This window comes from Lysobacter enzymogenes (assembly GCF_017355525.1).
Classification (GTDB): Bacteria; Pseudomonadota; Gammaproteobacteria; order Xanthomonadales; family Xanthomonadaceae; genus Lysobacter; species Lysobacter enzymogenes_C.
In genome coordinates this window covers 1,536,745-1,551,661 of the sequence record NZ_CP067395.1, presented here as the reverse complement: position 1 = coordinate 1,551,661, position 14,917 = coordinate 1,536,745, and the positions used below count along the sequence as shown (strand labels likewise).

Below are 14,917 nucleotides of genomic sequence, written 5' to 3'. Positions count from 1 at the left end.
CGCGTGCGTTGCGGCGGTCGCGCAACGGCAGCCGGCATCGTGGGCTGCGCGGGGCGCCGCAGTCTTGCATCGCGGCGCGAACGGAATGTGAATCGCGTGTGGCTCGACGGCTCGCAACACGCTTAGTGGAATGCGCCGGCGCGACGCATCAATAGAACCACGCGACCGCGAACACGCCGACCATCGCGAACGCCAGCCCGAGCTTGAACACCGTGCCGACCACGATGCCGACCCAGGTGCCGAGGCCGACCTTGGTCGCCTGGTCGAGCTGGCGGGTGTGGATCCACTCGCCTATCAGCGCGCCCACGAACGGCCCGACGAACACCCCGATCAGCCCGAACGCCAGTCCGGCGAAGGTGCCGATGACCGAGCCGACGATCGCCAGCTTGCTGGCCCCGACCCGTTTGGCCCCCATCGCGGTGGCGACGAAGTCGACCACCATCGACAGCACGGTCAGCACCGCCAGCACGGTCAGGGTGATCCAGCCGACCTTCTCGAACCCCGACACCCATGCCGCCAGCAACATCCCGCCGAACACCAAAGGCAGCCCCGGCAGTGCCGGGAGTATCGTCCCGATGATTCCCACGATCACCAGAACCGCGGCGAGGATGTAATAAAACGTGTCCAGATTCATGCTTTTTCCCTGTCCGGACAGACGGTCCGGGGCGGTTTGCATTTTGGCCGATGTCGGGGTACGTTGCGGGCGCTGCGTTTGCCAAGGGTCACCGTGAATCGTGGCCCGATGCGGTAGATCCATCGATCCGCTACATCGTTGCACCTCGCTTCCTCCTTGCAACCAGCAACGCGCTAGTTCGCGCTAACAACACCACGTTCCAAGGAGAGAGTAGCGATGTCCGGTAAAGAGATCGGAACCGTCAAGTGGTTCAACGACGCTAAGGGTTTTGGCTTCATCAGCCGCGAAAACGGCGAAGACGTGTTCGTGCATTTCCGCGCGATCCAGTCCCAGGGCTTCAAGAGCCTGAAGGAAGGCCAGAAGGTTTCGTTCACCGTGGTCCAGGGCCAGAAGGGCCTGCAGGCCGACGCGGTCGAGCCGTTGTAAGACGCTTCGCGCTTCATGTTGCAGCGCCGCATCCGCGGCGCGCGACGACGAGAAACCCGGCTCAGGCCGGGTTTTTCTTTGCGTATACTTTTGATGGAAATCACAAATACGATTTCCAACCGCAGGGCACTGCCGATGCGCTCATCGTCCGCCGTGCAGCGCGGGTCCTGCCGGGCCGGTTCCTGAATCCGCGAAAGAAAAAGCGGCGGGGACCGTCCTGGTCCCCGCACGCCGTGGCGGCCGTCCGTGGCCGCCCGCACCGTCCCTGTGCCGGCATTCGATCCGGCGAACCCGTTCCTCGCCCCGCGCCGGTGCCGCTGCGCGCCGTCCCTGGCGCGCCGAGCCTGCCTGCCGCCGCCGGTCGCGGGCCTCGCCTCCCGCGCCGTCCGCGTCGCCGTCCTGGCCGTGGCCGCGCGTCCTGCGCCGGCTCGAAGGAATCAACGCCCCGCGCGCGCCGGCGGGGTTGAGGACGGCGCAAAAAATCGGCCCGCGCAGGGCGGGCCGTCGGGTCCGGCATCGGCGTGGCGACGACGCGGCGGCCGCAGCCGCCGCGCCGTCGCCACGGCTCAGTTCTGGAACGGGGTGTTTTCGGCGAAGTACTCGTGGTTGTCGGCGTTGTCGAGCGCGTTGGTCGGGTTGCTCGTCGCCAGGCTCTTGGCCGCGGACTGGCCGTAGGCGTGATCGTCGGTGCCGGCGACCACGGTGAAGTGGCTCATCTCGTGGACCAGGGTGCCGGCCTTGGAATCGGTGCCGGTCAGCGGCGCGTTCCAGAACGCGTTGCACACGTAGATCTGGTACGGCTGGTTCGCATACACGTAGGCGTAGGCGCTGCTGGTGCAGCCGCAGTTGATGGTGATCTGGCCGTTGTTCTGGTCCAGCGCGGTGTCGATGGCCTGGAAGTGCGAGCGCGCGGTCGAATAACGGCTGGACGTGTAGGCGCCGAACCAGGTGGTGTAGCGCGGGCCGACGGTGCCGCCGTTGAGATAGCCCTTGGCGTTTTCGGCGTAAGCGCGCGCCTGCACCACGGCCTGGCCGGCCGAACTGGTGCGCGCGGTGGTGCAGCCGACGTAGTTGACGCCGTTGACGACCGCGGTCGGGCCGACCGGCTTCTTCGCCGCGGCGAGCTTGGCGCCGCCGAGCTGGTCGATGCCGTCGACCCACAGCTGCAGCGGCGCGCTCTGCGCGCTCATCGGCAGGCCGTTGGCCTGATGCAGCATGACCCGGTCGGACGTGGAAGCGTGCTGCAACGGCGCGCGGAAGGTCACCACGTACTGGCCGGTGCGCGAGAGGTCGTAGCCGGCCGACAGGTCGACCGTGCGGCGATAGGTCTGGCCCGGCTGCAGGATCGCGAAATCCGCCGCGGTCGGCACGCCGCGCTTGACCATCTTGCCTTCGTACGCGACCGGCGCGCCGTTGTAGCTGATCGCGAACAGCTTGGCGTCGAACTCGTCGTTCGGCAGCTGCCACTTGGGCAGGCGCACCGCCTGCTTGCCGGTGTTGGTGATGCTGATCTCCACCGCGCCGAGGAAATCGTCGGCGCCGCCGGTGACGGCGACGATGCCGACGCGCAGCGGATTGTTCTGACCGGCCGACGGCGGCGTGGCGACGGCGGCGGCGATCGCGCCGGACAGTACGGCGCCCACGGAAACCACATGCACGAAGCGAAGTTTCATTCCGATCTCCTGATCTTGCGATGGCGAGGCCCGCGAAACGGGCGCATCGACGCTAGCGCAGGGGGCGGCCGGCGAGCAGAGCGATTAGTGCATTAGTTCCGCGGCCAATCGTGATGTCGTTGGTGGAGTTGAAACATCGCCGACATACAAAAAAACGGCCCGTGATGCGGGCCGTTTTTTATCGTTACATTGTTTCACCGCGCCATCGGCGCGCTGCGGTCGACGGCTGCGGTCAACGGATGTAAACGCGGCCGTTGGCGACGCGCACGTAGGTGTTCTCGCGGATGCCGTCGAGGTTCTTCTGGGTGACGACCTGGGTGCGGCCGTCGTCCATGCGCACGTAGACGTTGTAGCTCGGCGCGCCGACCCGGTTCTGGATGGCGTTGCCGGCGACCGCGCCGGCGACCGCGCCGGCCACGGTGGCGCTGTTCTTGCGGCCCTTGCTGTCGGTGTGGTCGTCGGCGATCTTGCGCCCGGCGACCGCGCCGACCAGACCGCCGAGCACGGCGCCGGTGGCGCTGGGAGCGGTGCTCTGGGTGCTGATCTGCTCGATCCGGGTGACCACGCCGCAGTCGTAGCAGCGGTTCTGGTCGCCGTAACCCGGCTGCGGCTGCTGCGGATAGTTGTTGTAACCGCCGCCGCCGTAACCGCCGCCGCCGCCGTAACCCGAGGTGGCGCAGCCGGCCAGGGCCAGCGAAGCCGCCGCAGCGACGCCCAGCAAACGGATGTTCTTGATGTTCATTGCAGGCTCCTGCGTGTGTGCGATGGGGTGTGGCGCGGTGTCCGTCGCCACGCGCTTGCCAAGCTAAAAGCCGCTACGTGAACGGATGTTCAATTCGGGCGCCGCGCGAGTGCCGGTCTGAGTGCGCGTTCAGCTTGTGCGATGCAGCGCCATCGGCGCCGCGCAAATGCGAACGGCGCGGCCCGCGAAAGCCGCGCCGTCGGCGCATCGATGCCGCGTGCGCGGTTAGCCGCGGAAATCCTGATGGCAGGCCTTGCAGGCCTCGCCGATCTGCTCGGCCACGGTGGTCACGCCGGCGCAGCTGACCGGCGGATTGGCCAGCGCGTTGTCGAGCGCGGCGCGCATCTTGGCCGAATGCTGGGAGAAGCGCGGATCGTCCTTGAGCCCGGGGAAAGCCGGATCCAGGTCGTCGGCCATCGTGCGCAAGGTCTTGATGTGCGGCAGCGTGTCGGTGGCCGCGCAGCGGTTCTGCTTGACCTTGCCGTTGAGCTCGCCCAGATGCCAGGCCTGCACGTGCATGACGCTGTCGGGGAAATGGTCCTTGCGCTGGTTCAACGCGTTCATCGCCATCACCGTGGCGACGACGCCGCCGACCAGGCCGATCAGAAACAGGAACAGATACTTCGAACCATTGCCTTTGCGCTTCGGCGCGGCGGCGGTGGGCTGGGTGTCGCTCATTGCCTGGCCTCCATCCAAGATCGCGGCACCATAGCACGCAAGGATGTGAGCTTCCGATCACGTCGCGCGGCGGCGCAGGCGGTCGCGGAACGGGTGCGTGCGGGTGTGCGCGGCGCTCATCGGCGGCCGGCGCGAAGCCGCGTCCCGCACCGGCGGCGCCGGCCGGGCAGGGGACGCATCGCGCCCGCGGGCCGCTGTTTTCCGCGGCCGGCGACGGTGCGCGCCGCCGCGGCGCTTACAATGGGCGGCAATGAACGCCATCGCTTCCGACTCCCTCCGCCCCTCCGATGCCGCCGCCGACGACGCGATCTGGCAAGAACGCTTCGCCGGCATCGACCGGCTCTACGGCCAGGGTTCCGTGGCCCGCTTCCGCCAGTGCCGGGTCGCCGTGGTCGGCATGGGCGGGGTCGGCTCGTGGGCGGTGGAGGCGCTGGCGCGCACCGGCATCGGGCATTTGACCCTGATCGACGCCGACGACCTGTGCGTGTCCAACACCAACCGCCAGCTGCCGGCGCTGGCCGGCCAGTACGGCCGGGCCAAGGTCGAGGCGATGGCCGAGCGCTGCCGCGCGATCAATCCCGCGATCGAGGTCGATGCGGTGCAGAGTTTCCTCACTCCGAGCAACCTCAGCGAACTGCTCGACCGCGGCTTCGATCTGGTGCTCGACGCTTGCGACAGCTTCCGCAGCAAGGTCGAGCTGATCGCCTGGTGCCGGCGGCGCAAGCTGCCGGTGATCGCGGTCGGCTCGGCCGGCGGCCGCACCGACCCGACCCTGGTGCGGGTGCGCGACCTGTCGCGCACCGAACACGACGCGATGCTGGCGCTGATCCGCAAGAAGCTGCGCAGCGAGTTCAACTTCCCCAAGAACGCCAGCCGTTACTTCGGCGTGTCGGCGATCTATTCGCTGGAGAACGTCAAGTACCCGCAGCCCGACGGCAGCGTGTGCGGCCTGCGGCCGAAGCTCGACGGCGATGCGGCGCTGAAGCTTGATTGCGGCGCGGGGCTGGGCGCGGCGACGCACATCACCGGCGTGTTCGCATTCGCGGCGGTGGCGCGGGCGTTGGAGATTTTGCTGAAGCCGAAGGCGCAGGCCGCTTGATTCGCGGCGGCGGGTAGAGAAGCGTCGGGACCGACGTCCCTTCCGCAACCGCCGCACGATGCCGGCAAGCCGGGGCGTTTGTGGGAGCGGCTTCGGTCTCGACGCTTTGCCGTCGGCGCTTACGCATCCAGCCCGAACAAGCGCCGGGCGTTGGCCGTAGTCGCCCGCGCCACTTCATCGGCCGACACGTCGCGCAGTTCCGCGATCGTCTCGCAAATCCCCGCCAACCGCGCCGGCTCGTTGCGTTGCCCGCGGATCTGCGCGTCGGGCTGATCCGGCGCGTCGGTTTCCAGCAGCAGGAATTCCAGCGGCATCGTCGCCGCGATCCGGCGCAGCCGTTGCGCGCGCTCGTAGGTGACCGGCCCGCCGAGACCGAGCAGGAAGCCCAGCTTCCACAGCTGCTGCGCCTGTTCTTCGCTGCCCGAATAGCTGTGCACCACGCCGCGCAGGCCGCCGACGCGGCGGATCGCCGCGATCGTCGCGTCGACCGCGTGGCGCGCGTGCACGATCAGCGGCAGGTCGAATTCGCGCGCCAGTCGCAGTTGGCCGTCGAAGTAGAACGATTGGGTTTCGGGGTCCAACCCTTCGACGTAGTAATCCAGCCCGCATTCGCCGACCGCGCACGGCCGCTCGCGTTGCAGCCACTCGCGCAGCAGCGGCAGGTGCTCGCGGCGGTGCGCATCGAGGAACATCGGATGCAGGCCGTAGGCCGGATGCAGCCCGGGCGCGGCGGCGCAGACCTCGCGCAGCTTGGGCCAGCCGGCCGCGTCGATCGCCGGCACCACCTGCGCGCCGACCCCGGCCGCGCGGGCGCGCGCGACCACGTCGGCGCGGTCGGGGTCGAACTCCGGCGCGTCGAGGTGGCAATGGCTGTCGATCAGCAAGGCGCCGCTCTCAGCGCTGCGGCGCCGGCGGCTCGATCGTCGCCGGCTGCTTGCGGTTCTTCCAGTTCGCCAGCAGCAGGGTGCCCAGGCCGAGCAACAGCTCGTCGATGAACGGAATGAAGTCGGGGATCACCAGGTCCAGCGCGAACAGGCCGGCGGTGATCAGGAACAGCCGCGGATAGCTCAGGCGGCCGAGGAAACCCATCAGGGGAGCGAGCAGCGGATTGGCCATGGCGGTGAAAGGCTTGTGATGCAGTTGGCAAACACGCTAGCACGCGGCCGGCGCAGGGTTCATACGAGGGACAGATTGGCGCCAAAAAGGCCCGATTCAATAGGCGCTGGTTCAGCTTTCCGGTGGTGGAATGACCCCGCCCAACGCGATCTTTACATTCCGTAAGGATCGTACCGACGACCACCGCGGTTCCCCCGCTGCAGGAGGCTCCAAATGAACAAGAATTTGATTGCTGTCGCTATCGCGTCGCTGCTCGTAGGCGGCGTGGCGGTCGCGGCTTTCCAGAGCTTCCGCGGCCCCGCCGCTCCGGCTGCGGCGCTGACTCCGGCCCCGGCCGCCGAGGTTCCCGCCGCCGCCGTCAACGGCGCCACCCCGGCAGGCGACCTCGCCGCCAGCGGCGCGATCAACACCCAGCCGCAGCTCGATTACGCCGACGTGGTCAACGTCAAGCCGATCAACCAGAAAGAAAAGCTCTACGCGAGCGTGATCGGCACCGACCCGGTGCGCGAGACCAACACCGTGTCGACCCCGCGCGAAGTGTGCGAGGACGTGGTCGTGCAGGAACGCCTGCCCGAGCGCGACGGCAACGTCGGCGGCACCGTGGTCGGCGCGGTGGTCGGCGGCCTGCTCGGCAACCAGATCGGCAAGGGCAACGGCCGCAAGGCCGCGACCGCGGCCGGCGCTGTGGCCGGCGGCTTCGTCGGCAACCGCATCGACCGCAACCATGTCGGCGGCCGCGTGGTCAACCGCACCGAGCGCCAGTGCCACACCGTTTCGGACACCTCGCAGTCGAGCAAGGTCGTCGCCTACAACGTGACCTACCGCAACCCCGACGGCACCACCGGCACCATGCGCACCGAGACCAAGCCGGGCAGCCGCATCTCGCTGGGTTCGGAAAACAAGGTCGTCGGCTACAACGTGACCTACCGCTACCAGGGCCAGGAGCAGACCGTGCGCATGGACGAACGCCCGACCCAGCGTCTGCCGGTGGTCAACGGCCAGGTCGTGACCCAGACGGCCGCGCTGGCGTCGCCGGGCCGCGGCTGAGTCCAACCGAAGCTCGCGCAAGGAAAACCATCGACGAGAAACGGGGCCGGTTCACCGGCCCCGTTTTTTTTTGCGTATGGGGCGCGAAGAAAGAATAAATTTTCTCCGGGGCAGGGCGCCGAACTAAGAATTGCGGCGATAAGCAGGCGTTGGCCGAATACCCCCGCGACGCCGCCGAAGTTTCTCCTTCGTGCGCGAAAAAGCGCTTGAAAACAGCGCTTTCCCGCATCGCCGCCGGTTCGTCACGGTGCACGCAGAAACCGCTTACGCGCGCAGTTTATTCGACGCGCACCGCAGCAGCCGCCATTCCCGGCCTTACCCCGGCTTCGCCCGCCCATTACAATGGCCGTCTTTCTGCCCCGACCAAGGTCTCTGAGCGCGATGGCCCTGCATCCCTACGATCTTTACGACGTCCGTTCCCTGCTCAGCGAGGAGGAGCGCGCCGTACAGGACACCGTGGCGCGCTTCACCGACGAGCGCGTGATCCCGATCATCGGCGATGCGTTCGACCAGGGCCGCTTTCCGAAGGAACTGATCCCGGAGATCGCCGAGCTCGGCCTGCTGGGTTCCTCGCTGCCGGAGCAGTACGGTTGCGCCGGCCTCAACGCGGTCAGCTACGGCCTGATCTGCCAGGAACTCGAGCGCGGCGACAGCGGCATCCGCAGCTTCGTCAGCGTGCAGTCCTCGCTGTGCATGTACCCGATCTACGCCTACGGCAGCGAAGAACAGCGCATGCGCTGGCTGCCGGGCATGGCCAAGGGCGAGATCATCGGCTGCTTCGGCCTGACCGAACCGCACGGCGGCTCGGATCCGGCCAACATGAAGACCAACGCGAAGAAGGACGGCGCGGACTGGATCCTCAACGGCTCGAAGATGTGGATCACCAACGGCAATCTGGCCGACATCGCGATCGTCTGGGCGCAGACCGAGGACGGCATCCAGGGCTTCGTGGTCGAGAAGGGCATGCCCGGTTTCGCCGCCCAGGAAATCAAGCACAAGATGAGCCTGCGCGCGTCGGTGACCTCGTCGCTGTTCTTCGACAACGTGCGCGTGCCCGACGCCAACCGCCTGCCGAACGTGAAGGGCCTCAAGGGTCCGCTGGGCTGCCTGACCCAGGCCCGCTACGGCATCACCTGGGGCCCGATCGGTGCGGCCGTGGCCTGCCTGGACGAAGTGCTGGGCTACACCAAGGAGCGCATCCTGTTCGGTCGTCCGGTCGCGGCGACCCAGTCGGCGCAGCTGAAGATGGCCGAGATGGCGCGCCGCATCACCCTGGCGCAGTTGCTGGTGGTGCAGCTGGGCCGTCTGAAGGACGCCGGCAACATGCAGCCGACCCAGGTGTCGCTGGCGAAGTGGAACAACTGCCGCATGGCGATCGACATCGCGCGCGAATGCCGCGACCTGCTCGGCGGCGCCGGCATCACCACCGAGCACGCCGCGATCCGCCACGCGCTGAACCTGGAATCGGTCATCACTTACGAAGGCACCGAGACCGTGCACCAGTTGGTTGTGGGCCGCGAGCTGACCGGCATCAACGCGTTCTGAAACGTGTTTTGAGTTGGCCGCTCCCGCGTGCGGGAGAGGTCGGCCCGAAGGGCCGGGCGAGGGCAGGCCGGCACAGTGGATCGTGCGGTTTCGCGCTCGCCCCAGCCCGAACGTAGAGCGTTCGGGCGTTCGGTGCCATGCGAGCCAGTGGCTCGCAAGCATGGCCCCTCACCCCGCAAGCGGGAGAGGGGCTTCGCAATCGCGGTGCTTGCCCAAGGGGAGAACCGATCCGTGATGACGATCGCCGACATCGAACTGGAAACCCCGCGCCTGCTGCTGCGGCCGCCGCGGATCGAGGATTTCGACGCCTGGGCGCAGTTCATGAACGCCGGCGACTATCTGCGCTACATCGGCGGCCCGCAGCCGCGGCCGGTGGCCTGGCGCGGCATGATGTCGGTGATCGGCTCCTGGGCCGCGCTCGGCTTCGGTTTCTTCTCGGTCTACGAAAAGGCCTCCGGCCGCTGGATCGGCCGGCTCGGCCCGTGGCAGCCGGACGGCTGGCCGGGCACCGAGGTCGGCTGGGGCATCGTCGAGGACGCCGGCGGCCAGGGCTATGCCAGCGAAGGCGCGGCCGCGGCGATCGACTGGGCGTTCGATCATCTGGGCTGGACCGAGGTGATCCACACCATCGACTCGGACAACCTCGGCTCCAAAGGCGTGGCCAGGAAGCTGGGTTCGCGCTATCTGCGCCAGGACCGTCTGCCCGAGCCGTTCCACGAAAAGGAAGTGGAAGTGTGGGGGCAAAGCCGCGAGGAGTGGCGCGCGCGGCGCAAGGCGCAGGCCGGCGCGGCGCGAGCGGACGCGGCGCAAGCCGGAGTTTCGCCCGAATGATCACCGTCCACGGCTTCTCGCCGTCCGGCAACTGCCACAAGCTGCGCCTGCTGCTGGAGCAACTCGGCGAACGCTATCGCTGGGTCGAGGTCGACAGCAGCTGCGGCGAGACCCGCACGCCGCAGTTCCTCGCGCTGAACCCCAACGGCAAGGTGCCGGTGGTGGACTTCGGCGACGGCCGCACCTTGAGCGAATCCAACGCGATCCTCTACTACCTGGCCGACGGCAGCGAGTTCCTGCCGGCCGACCTGTGGCAGCGCGCGCAGGCGCTGAGCTGGATGAACTTCGAGCAGTACAGCCACGAGCCGTACATCGCCGTGGCGCGTTTCATCGCCGGCTGGACGCCGGCGGATTCGCCGCGCCGCGCCGACTTGCCGGCGCTGCGCGAGCGCGGCCATCAGGCGCTGGCGGTGATGGAGCGGCATCTGCAGGGCAACGCCTGGTTCACTGGCGAGCGCTACGGCATCGCCGACATCGCCCTGTTCGCCTACACCGACGTGGCCCCGCACGGCGGGATCGCGCTGGACGCTTATCCGCAGGTGCTCTCGTGGCTGGCGCGGGTGCGCGCCACGCCCGGCTTCGTCGCCTTGCCCGAACCCCATGCGCAGGCCGCGCAGCGGATCGCCGCCACCCACGCGTGTCCCTGAGTCTTCCCCCGAATTCCCTCTAGTCGAGCCGGCCCGAACAGGGCGGCGGAGTCCCCGATGTCAGCGCAACCGCAGTCTTCGATCTTCAGCCAGATGCCGAACTTCAACCCGGTCGCCAGCCCGATCCCGGCGCGCATGAAGGGCCTCAACCGGGCCGAGATCTGCGACGTCAATTTCGTCGAATTCGTCAAGGCCTGGAACGGCCGCGCCGACGCGCGCCCGTCGCCGAACGAAGCCATCCTCGACGGCAGCGCGCTCGATGCGCGCGGCTTCCGCGAACTGTTCGAATCGCAACTGATCAGCCGCCATCTGGACCTGATGGCGCGGGTGCTGCGGGTGCAGAACAAGGTCTTCTACACCATCGGTTCCAGCGGCCACGAAGGCAATGCGATGGTCGCGCGCGCCGCGCGCCACACCGATCCGGCGTTCCTGCATTACCGCAGCGGCGGCTTCATGGCCGAGCGTTTCCGCAAGCTGCCGGGCATGGACCCGGTGATGGATTCGGCGCTGTCGTTCGCCGCCAGCGCCGAGGACCCCGCGTCCGGCGGCCGCCACAAGGTGTGGGGCAGCAAGCCGTTGTGGGTGCTGCCGCAGACTTCGACCATCGCCTCGCATCTGCCGAAGGCGCTGGGCACGGCCGTCGCGGTCGAGACCGCGCGCCGCCTCGGCCATGCGCTGCCGATCCCCGACGACAGCATCGCCATCTGCTCGTTCGGCGACGCCTCGGCCAATCACGCCACCGCCCAGACCGCGTTCAACGCCGCCGCCTGGACCGCGTACCAGAAGCTGCCGGCGCCGGTGCTGTTCGTGTGCGAAGACAACGGCATCGGCATCTCGGTGAAGACCCCGGGCGGCTGGATCGGCAACCGTTTCCGCAACATGGACGGGCTGGATTATTTCGCCGCCGACGGCCTCGACCTGGCCAGCGGCTACGCCGACGTGCAGCGCGCGGTCGAGCATTGCCGCAGCAGCCGTCGCCCGACCTTCCTGCACCTGCGCACCACCCGCATCATGGGCCACGCCGGCACCGACTTCGAAATCGAGTGGCGTCCGGTCGAGGAACTGTGCGCGGTCGAGGCCAGCGACCCGCTGCTGCGCTCGGCGGCGATCGCGATGGAATCGGGGCTGATGTCGAAGGACGAGGTGCTCGCGCTGTACGAGGCCACGCGCAAGCGCTGCTTCGCCGCGGCCGAGGAAGCCGACCGCCGGCCCAAGATCGAGACCCTGGAGCACGTGATCGCGCCGTTGGCGCCGTACACGCCCGACGCGGTCCAGGCCGAGGCGCAGCGCGCCGACTACGCCGAGCGCCGCCTGCAGGCGTTCGGCAGCGAAGCCAAGCTGCCCGAGGCGCAGCCGCCGCGGCATCTGGCGATCCAGATCAACAACGCGCTGCACGACCTGTTCGCCAAATACCCCGAAACCCTGCTGTTCGGCGAGGACGTGGCGCAGAAGGGCGGCGTCTACACCGTCACCAAGGGACTGCAGAAAGCGTTCGGCCCGCGCCGGGTGTTCAACACCTTGCTCGACGAGACCATGATCCTCGGCCTGGCCCAGGGCTTCGCCAACGTCGGCCTGCTGCCGATTCCGGAAATCCAGTATCTGGCGTACTTCCACAACGCCTGCGACCAGATCCGCGGCGAAGCGGCGTCGCTGCAGTTCTTCAGCAACAACCAGTACCAAAACCCGATGGTGGTGCGCATCGCCGGCCTCGGCTACCAGCGCGGCTTCGGCGGCCATTTCCACAACGACAACTCGATCACCGCCCTGCGCGACATTCCCGGGCTGGTGGTCGGCTGCCCCTCGCGCGGCGACGACGCGGCGACCATGCTGCGCACGCTGACCGCGCTGGCCAAGGTCGACGGCCGCGTGGCCGTGTTCCTGGAGCCGATCGCGTTGTACATGACCAAGGACTTGTACGAAGCCGGCGACGGCCAGTGGCTGACTTCGTACCCGGCGCCGGACCAGGCCATGCCGCTCGGCGAGGGCCGGGTGTATGGTGACGGCGACGATCTGGTGATCTTCACTTACGGCAACGGGGTTCCGATGAGCTTGCGCGCCGCCCGCCAGATCGAGCAGACCCACGGCTGGAAGGCGCGCGTGGTCGACCTGCGCTGGCTGGTGCCGCTCAACGACGCCTACATCGCGCAGCAGGCGCGCGGCGCCAAGCGCGTCATCGTGGTCGACGAAGGCCGCCGCAGCGCCGGCGTGGGCGAGGGCGTCATCACCGCGCTGGCCGAGGCCGGCTTCGGCGGCGTGCCGATGCAGCGCGTGGTCGGCGTCGACACCTACACCCCGCTGGCCGGCGCGGCGTTCCTGGTGATCCCGGGCGAGGACGACATCGTCCGCGCCGCCGACGCGCTGGCCAAGGGCTGACGCCGATGTGCGGACTGGCCGGACTGCTGCGTCCGCGCAACGATCTCGACCAGGAGCACCTGCAGGCGCTCGCCGCTACGATGGGCGAAGCGCTGCATCACCGCGGCCCCGACGACGACGGCGTCTGGGCCGATCCGCAGGCCGGCATCGCGCTCGCGCATCGCCGGCTCAGCATTCTCGATCTGTCGCCGCTGGGCCATCAGCCGATGGCGTCGGCCGACGGGCGTTACGTGATCGCCTACAACGGCGAGGTCTACAACTTCGCCGAACTGCGCGAGCAGTTGCAGGGCCTCGGCCATGGTTTCCGCGGCCATTCCGACACCGAAGTGCTGCTGGCGGCGGTGTCGCAGTGGGGCGTGGAAGCGGCGATCGCGCGCTGCAACGGCATGTTCGCCATCGCCCTGTGGGACCGCGAGCGCGCCGAGCTGTGGCTGGCGCGCGACCGGGTCGGCAAGAAGCCGCTGTACTACGGCTGGGCCGGCGACACCCTGGTGTTCGGTTCCGAACTCAAGGCCTTGTGGCGGCATCCGCAGTTCGACAACGGCGTCGACCGCGACGCGCTGGCGCTGCTGCTGCGCTACGACTACGTGCCGTCGCCGTATTGCATCCACGCCGATACCTGGAAGCTGGCGCCGGGCGCGTTGCTGCGTTTCGACGCCGCCGCGGTCGCGCGCGGCGCCGGCGCGCACGATCCCGCGCGCGACCAGCAGCGTTACTGGAACGCGACCGAGCGCATGCAGGCGGCGATCGCCGATCCGTTCGACGGCGACATCGACGCGGCCGAAGACCGTCTCGACGAACTGCTGCGCGAAGCGGTCGGCCTGCGCATGGTCGCCGACGTGCCGGTCGGCGTGTTCCTGTCCGGCGGCACCGATTCGTCGGTGGTGACCTCGCTGATGCAGGCGCTCAATCCCAAGCCGGTGCAGAGCTTCACCATCGGCTTCGAGGGCTCGCACCACGACGAAGCGCCGCTGGCGCTGGAAGTGGCGCGCCATCTGGGCACCGCGCACACCGAGCTTTACGTCAGCGGCAGCGATGCGCTGGCGGTGGTGCCGCGCTTGCCGGCGATGTTCGACGAACCCTTCGCCGACGCCTCGCAGGTGCCGACCGCGCTGGTGTGCAAGCTGGCGCGCGACCTGGTCACGGTGGCGCTGTCGGGCGACGGCGGCGACGAATTGTTCTTCGGCTACAAACGCTACGAACGCGCGCTGCGCAACCTGAGCCTGTTGCATCGCGTGCCGGTGCCGCTGCGGCGTTGGCTGGCCGGGCGCGCGCAGGGCCACGGCGAGGCCTCGCGCGCCGGCGGGTTCGCCGCGTTCGCCGCGGAAATGGGCGCGCGCGGCATCGGCGACGTCTACCGCAACCGGATCGTGCGCTGGCGCTTCCCGCAAGCGGCGGTGCCCGGCGCGCAACTGCCGCCGACCCTGTACGACCTCGCCGAACCGCTCGGCGGACGCGGCAGCGCGGCCGACGCGATGATGCTGGCCGACTACAGCGTCTATCTGCCCGACGACCTGCTGTGCAAGGTCGACCGCGCCAGCATGGCGGTCGGGCTGGAGGCGCGCGCGCCGTTGCTGGACACGCGCGTGGCCGAGTTCGCCTGGTCGCTGCCGCTGCACTACAAGCGCGGCGACGACGGCGGCAGCAAGCACCTGCTCAAGCGGGTGCTGCGGCGCTATCTGCCCGATGCCATGGTCGACCGCGGCAAGCGCGGGTTCGGCGCGCCGGTGTCGCAGTGGCTGCACGGCGATCTGCGCGAATGGGCCGAGGCTTTGCTCGATCCGCAGCTGTTGCGCGCGCAAGGCTATTTCGACGCCGATCTGGTCCACGGTTTGTGGCGCGCCTTCCTCGACGGCGAGAAGCGCTGGCATACGCATCTGTGGAACGTGCTGATGTTCCAGGCCTGGCACGAGCACTGGCGCCAGCAGCGCGACGGCGCCGGCGAGGCGCTGGCGCGTTCCAGCAGCGGCGACGGCGGGCTCTGAGGCCCGCGCGGGCGCGCCGGCGCGCCTGTCAGCGACCGGCGGCGGCGCCCCGGCTGTGATCGCTGCCGCGACGCGGTTAAACTCCCGTCACGGTTGGCCTTAGGGGGAGCCAAGGGCCGGA

Annotated in this window: 14 protein-coding genes; 8 read left to right on the top strand and 6 right to left on the bottom strand. The window is 68.8% G+C overall.

Going from position 1 to position 14,917, the window contains the following annotated elements; genetic code table 11:
- Positions 1-148 precede the first annotated feature (148 nt).
- Entirely contained in the window at positions 149-634 is a 486-nt protein-coding gene (locus tag JHW38_RS06375; RefSeq protein ID WP_207525145.1) for a DUF456 domain-containing protein, read from the bottom strand.
- A 216-nt stretch (positions 635-850) separates the two neighbouring features.
- Between JHW38_RS06375 and JHW38_RS06370 the strand changes: the two genes are divergently transcribed.
- The gene (locus JHW38_RS06370; RefSeq protein WP_057943363.1) at positions 851-1,060 is read left to right on the top strand and encodes a cold-shock protein; all 210 of its coding nucleotides are present in this window, start codon (positions 851-853) and stop codon (positions 1,058-1,060) included.
- A 566-nt stretch (positions 1,061-1,626) separates the two neighbouring features.
- Here the strand turns inward: JHW38_RS06370 and JHW38_RS06365 are convergent.
- The 3 genes from JHW38_RS06365 to JHW38_RS06355 all read right to left on the bottom strand — a co-directional run bounded on the left by JHW38_RS06365 (position 1,627) and on the right by JHW38_RS06355 (position 4,153).
- Positions 1,627-2,733, bottom strand: a complete 1,107-nt coding sequence (locus JHW38_RS06365; RefSeq protein ID WP_207525144.1) for a M35 family metallo-endopeptidase — start codon at positions 2,731-2,733, stop codon at positions 1,627-1,629.
- A 232-nt stretch (positions 2,734-2,965) separates the two neighbouring features.
- A complete protein-coding gene (locus tag JHW38_RS06360) occupies positions 2,966-3,475 on the bottom strand; it encodes a glycine zipper 2TM domain-containing protein (RefSeq protein ID WP_207525143.1) in 510 nt (169 codons plus the stop codon).
- Between the two features lie 225 nt (positions 3,476-3,700).
- Positions 3,701-4,153, bottom strand: a complete 453-nt coding sequence (locus tag JHW38_RS06355) for a cytochrome c (RefSeq protein ID WP_207525142.1) — start codon at positions 4,151-4,153, stop codon at positions 3,701-3,703.
- A gap of 250 nt (positions 4,154-4,403) precedes the next feature.
- On the opposite strand from JHW38_RS06355, the gene JHW38_RS06350 reads away from it, so the two are divergent.
- Positions 4,404-5,252: a tRNA threonylcarbamoyladenosine dehydratase gene (locus JHW38_RS06350; protein WP_207525141.1), complete on the top strand. Its 849-nt coding sequence runs from the start codon at positions 4,404-4,406 to the stop codon at positions 5,250-5,252.
- Positions 5,253-5,371: 119 nt separating this feature from the next.
- Here the strand turns inward: JHW38_RS06350 and JHW38_RS06345 are convergent, their stop codons facing one another.
- Positions 5,372-6,133 carry a TatD family hydrolase gene (locus tag JHW38_RS06345; protein ID WP_207526280.1) on the bottom strand — a complete coding sequence of 254 codons (762 nt, stop codon included), beginning with the start codon at positions 6,131-6,133 and terminating at the stop codon, positions 5,372-5,374.
- A 13-nt stretch (positions 6,134-6,146) separates the two neighbouring features.
- Positions 6,147-6,368 (bottom strand): DUF6116 family protein, encoded by a 222-nt coding sequence (locus tag JHW38_RS06340; RefSeq protein WP_207525140.1) that lies wholly within the window; start codon positions 6,366-6,368, stop codon positions 6,147-6,149.
- A gap of 213 nt (positions 6,369-6,581) precedes the next feature.
- On the opposite strand from JHW38_RS06340, the gene JHW38_RS06335 reads away from it, so the two are divergent.
- The 6 genes from JHW38_RS06335 (at position 6,582) to asnB (ending at position 14,796) form a co-directional block, all read left to right on the top strand.
- Entirely contained in the window at positions 6,582-7,415 is an 834-nt protein-coding gene (locus tag JHW38_RS06335) for a glycine zipper 2TM domain-containing protein (RefSeq protein WP_207525139.1), read from the top strand.
- 381 nt (positions 7,416-7,796) lie between these two features.
- Positions 7,797-8,960: an acyl-CoA dehydrogenase family protein gene (locus tag JHW38_RS06330; RefSeq protein WP_207525138.1), complete on the top strand. Its 1,164-nt coding sequence runs from the start codon at positions 7,797-7,799 to the stop codon at positions 8,958-8,960.
- A gap of 234 nt (positions 8,961-9,194) precedes the next feature.
- Positions 9,195-9,791, top strand: a complete 597-nt coding sequence (locus JHW38_RS06325; RefSeq protein WP_207525137.1) for a GNAT family N-acetyltransferase — start codon at positions 9,195-9,197, stop codon at positions 9,789-9,791.
- On the top strand, positions 9,788-10,438 hold the full coding sequence (locus tag JHW38_RS06320; RefSeq protein WP_207525136.1) for a glutathione S-transferase family protein: 651 nt from the start codon (positions 9,788-9,790) through the stop codon (positions 10,436-10,438). Before JHW38_RS06325 ends, JHW38_RS06320 begins: the two co-directional genes overlap by 4 nt.
- A 93-nt stretch (positions 10,439-10,531) precedes the next feature.
- On the top strand, positions 10,532-12,811 hold the full coding sequence (locus JHW38_RS06315; RefSeq protein ID WP_207526279.1) for a thiamine pyrophosphate-dependent enzyme: 2,280 nt from the start codon (positions 10,532-10,534) through the stop codon (positions 12,809-12,811).
- Positions 12,812-12,816: 5 nt separating this feature from the next.
- On the top strand, positions 12,817-14,796 hold the full coding sequence (gene asnB / locus JHW38_RS06310; protein ID WP_207525135.1) for an asparagine synthase (glutamine-hydrolyzing): 1,980 nt from the start codon (positions 12,817-12,819) through the stop codon (positions 14,794-14,796).
- The last annotated feature ends 121 nt before the right edge of the window (positions 14,797-14,917 follow it).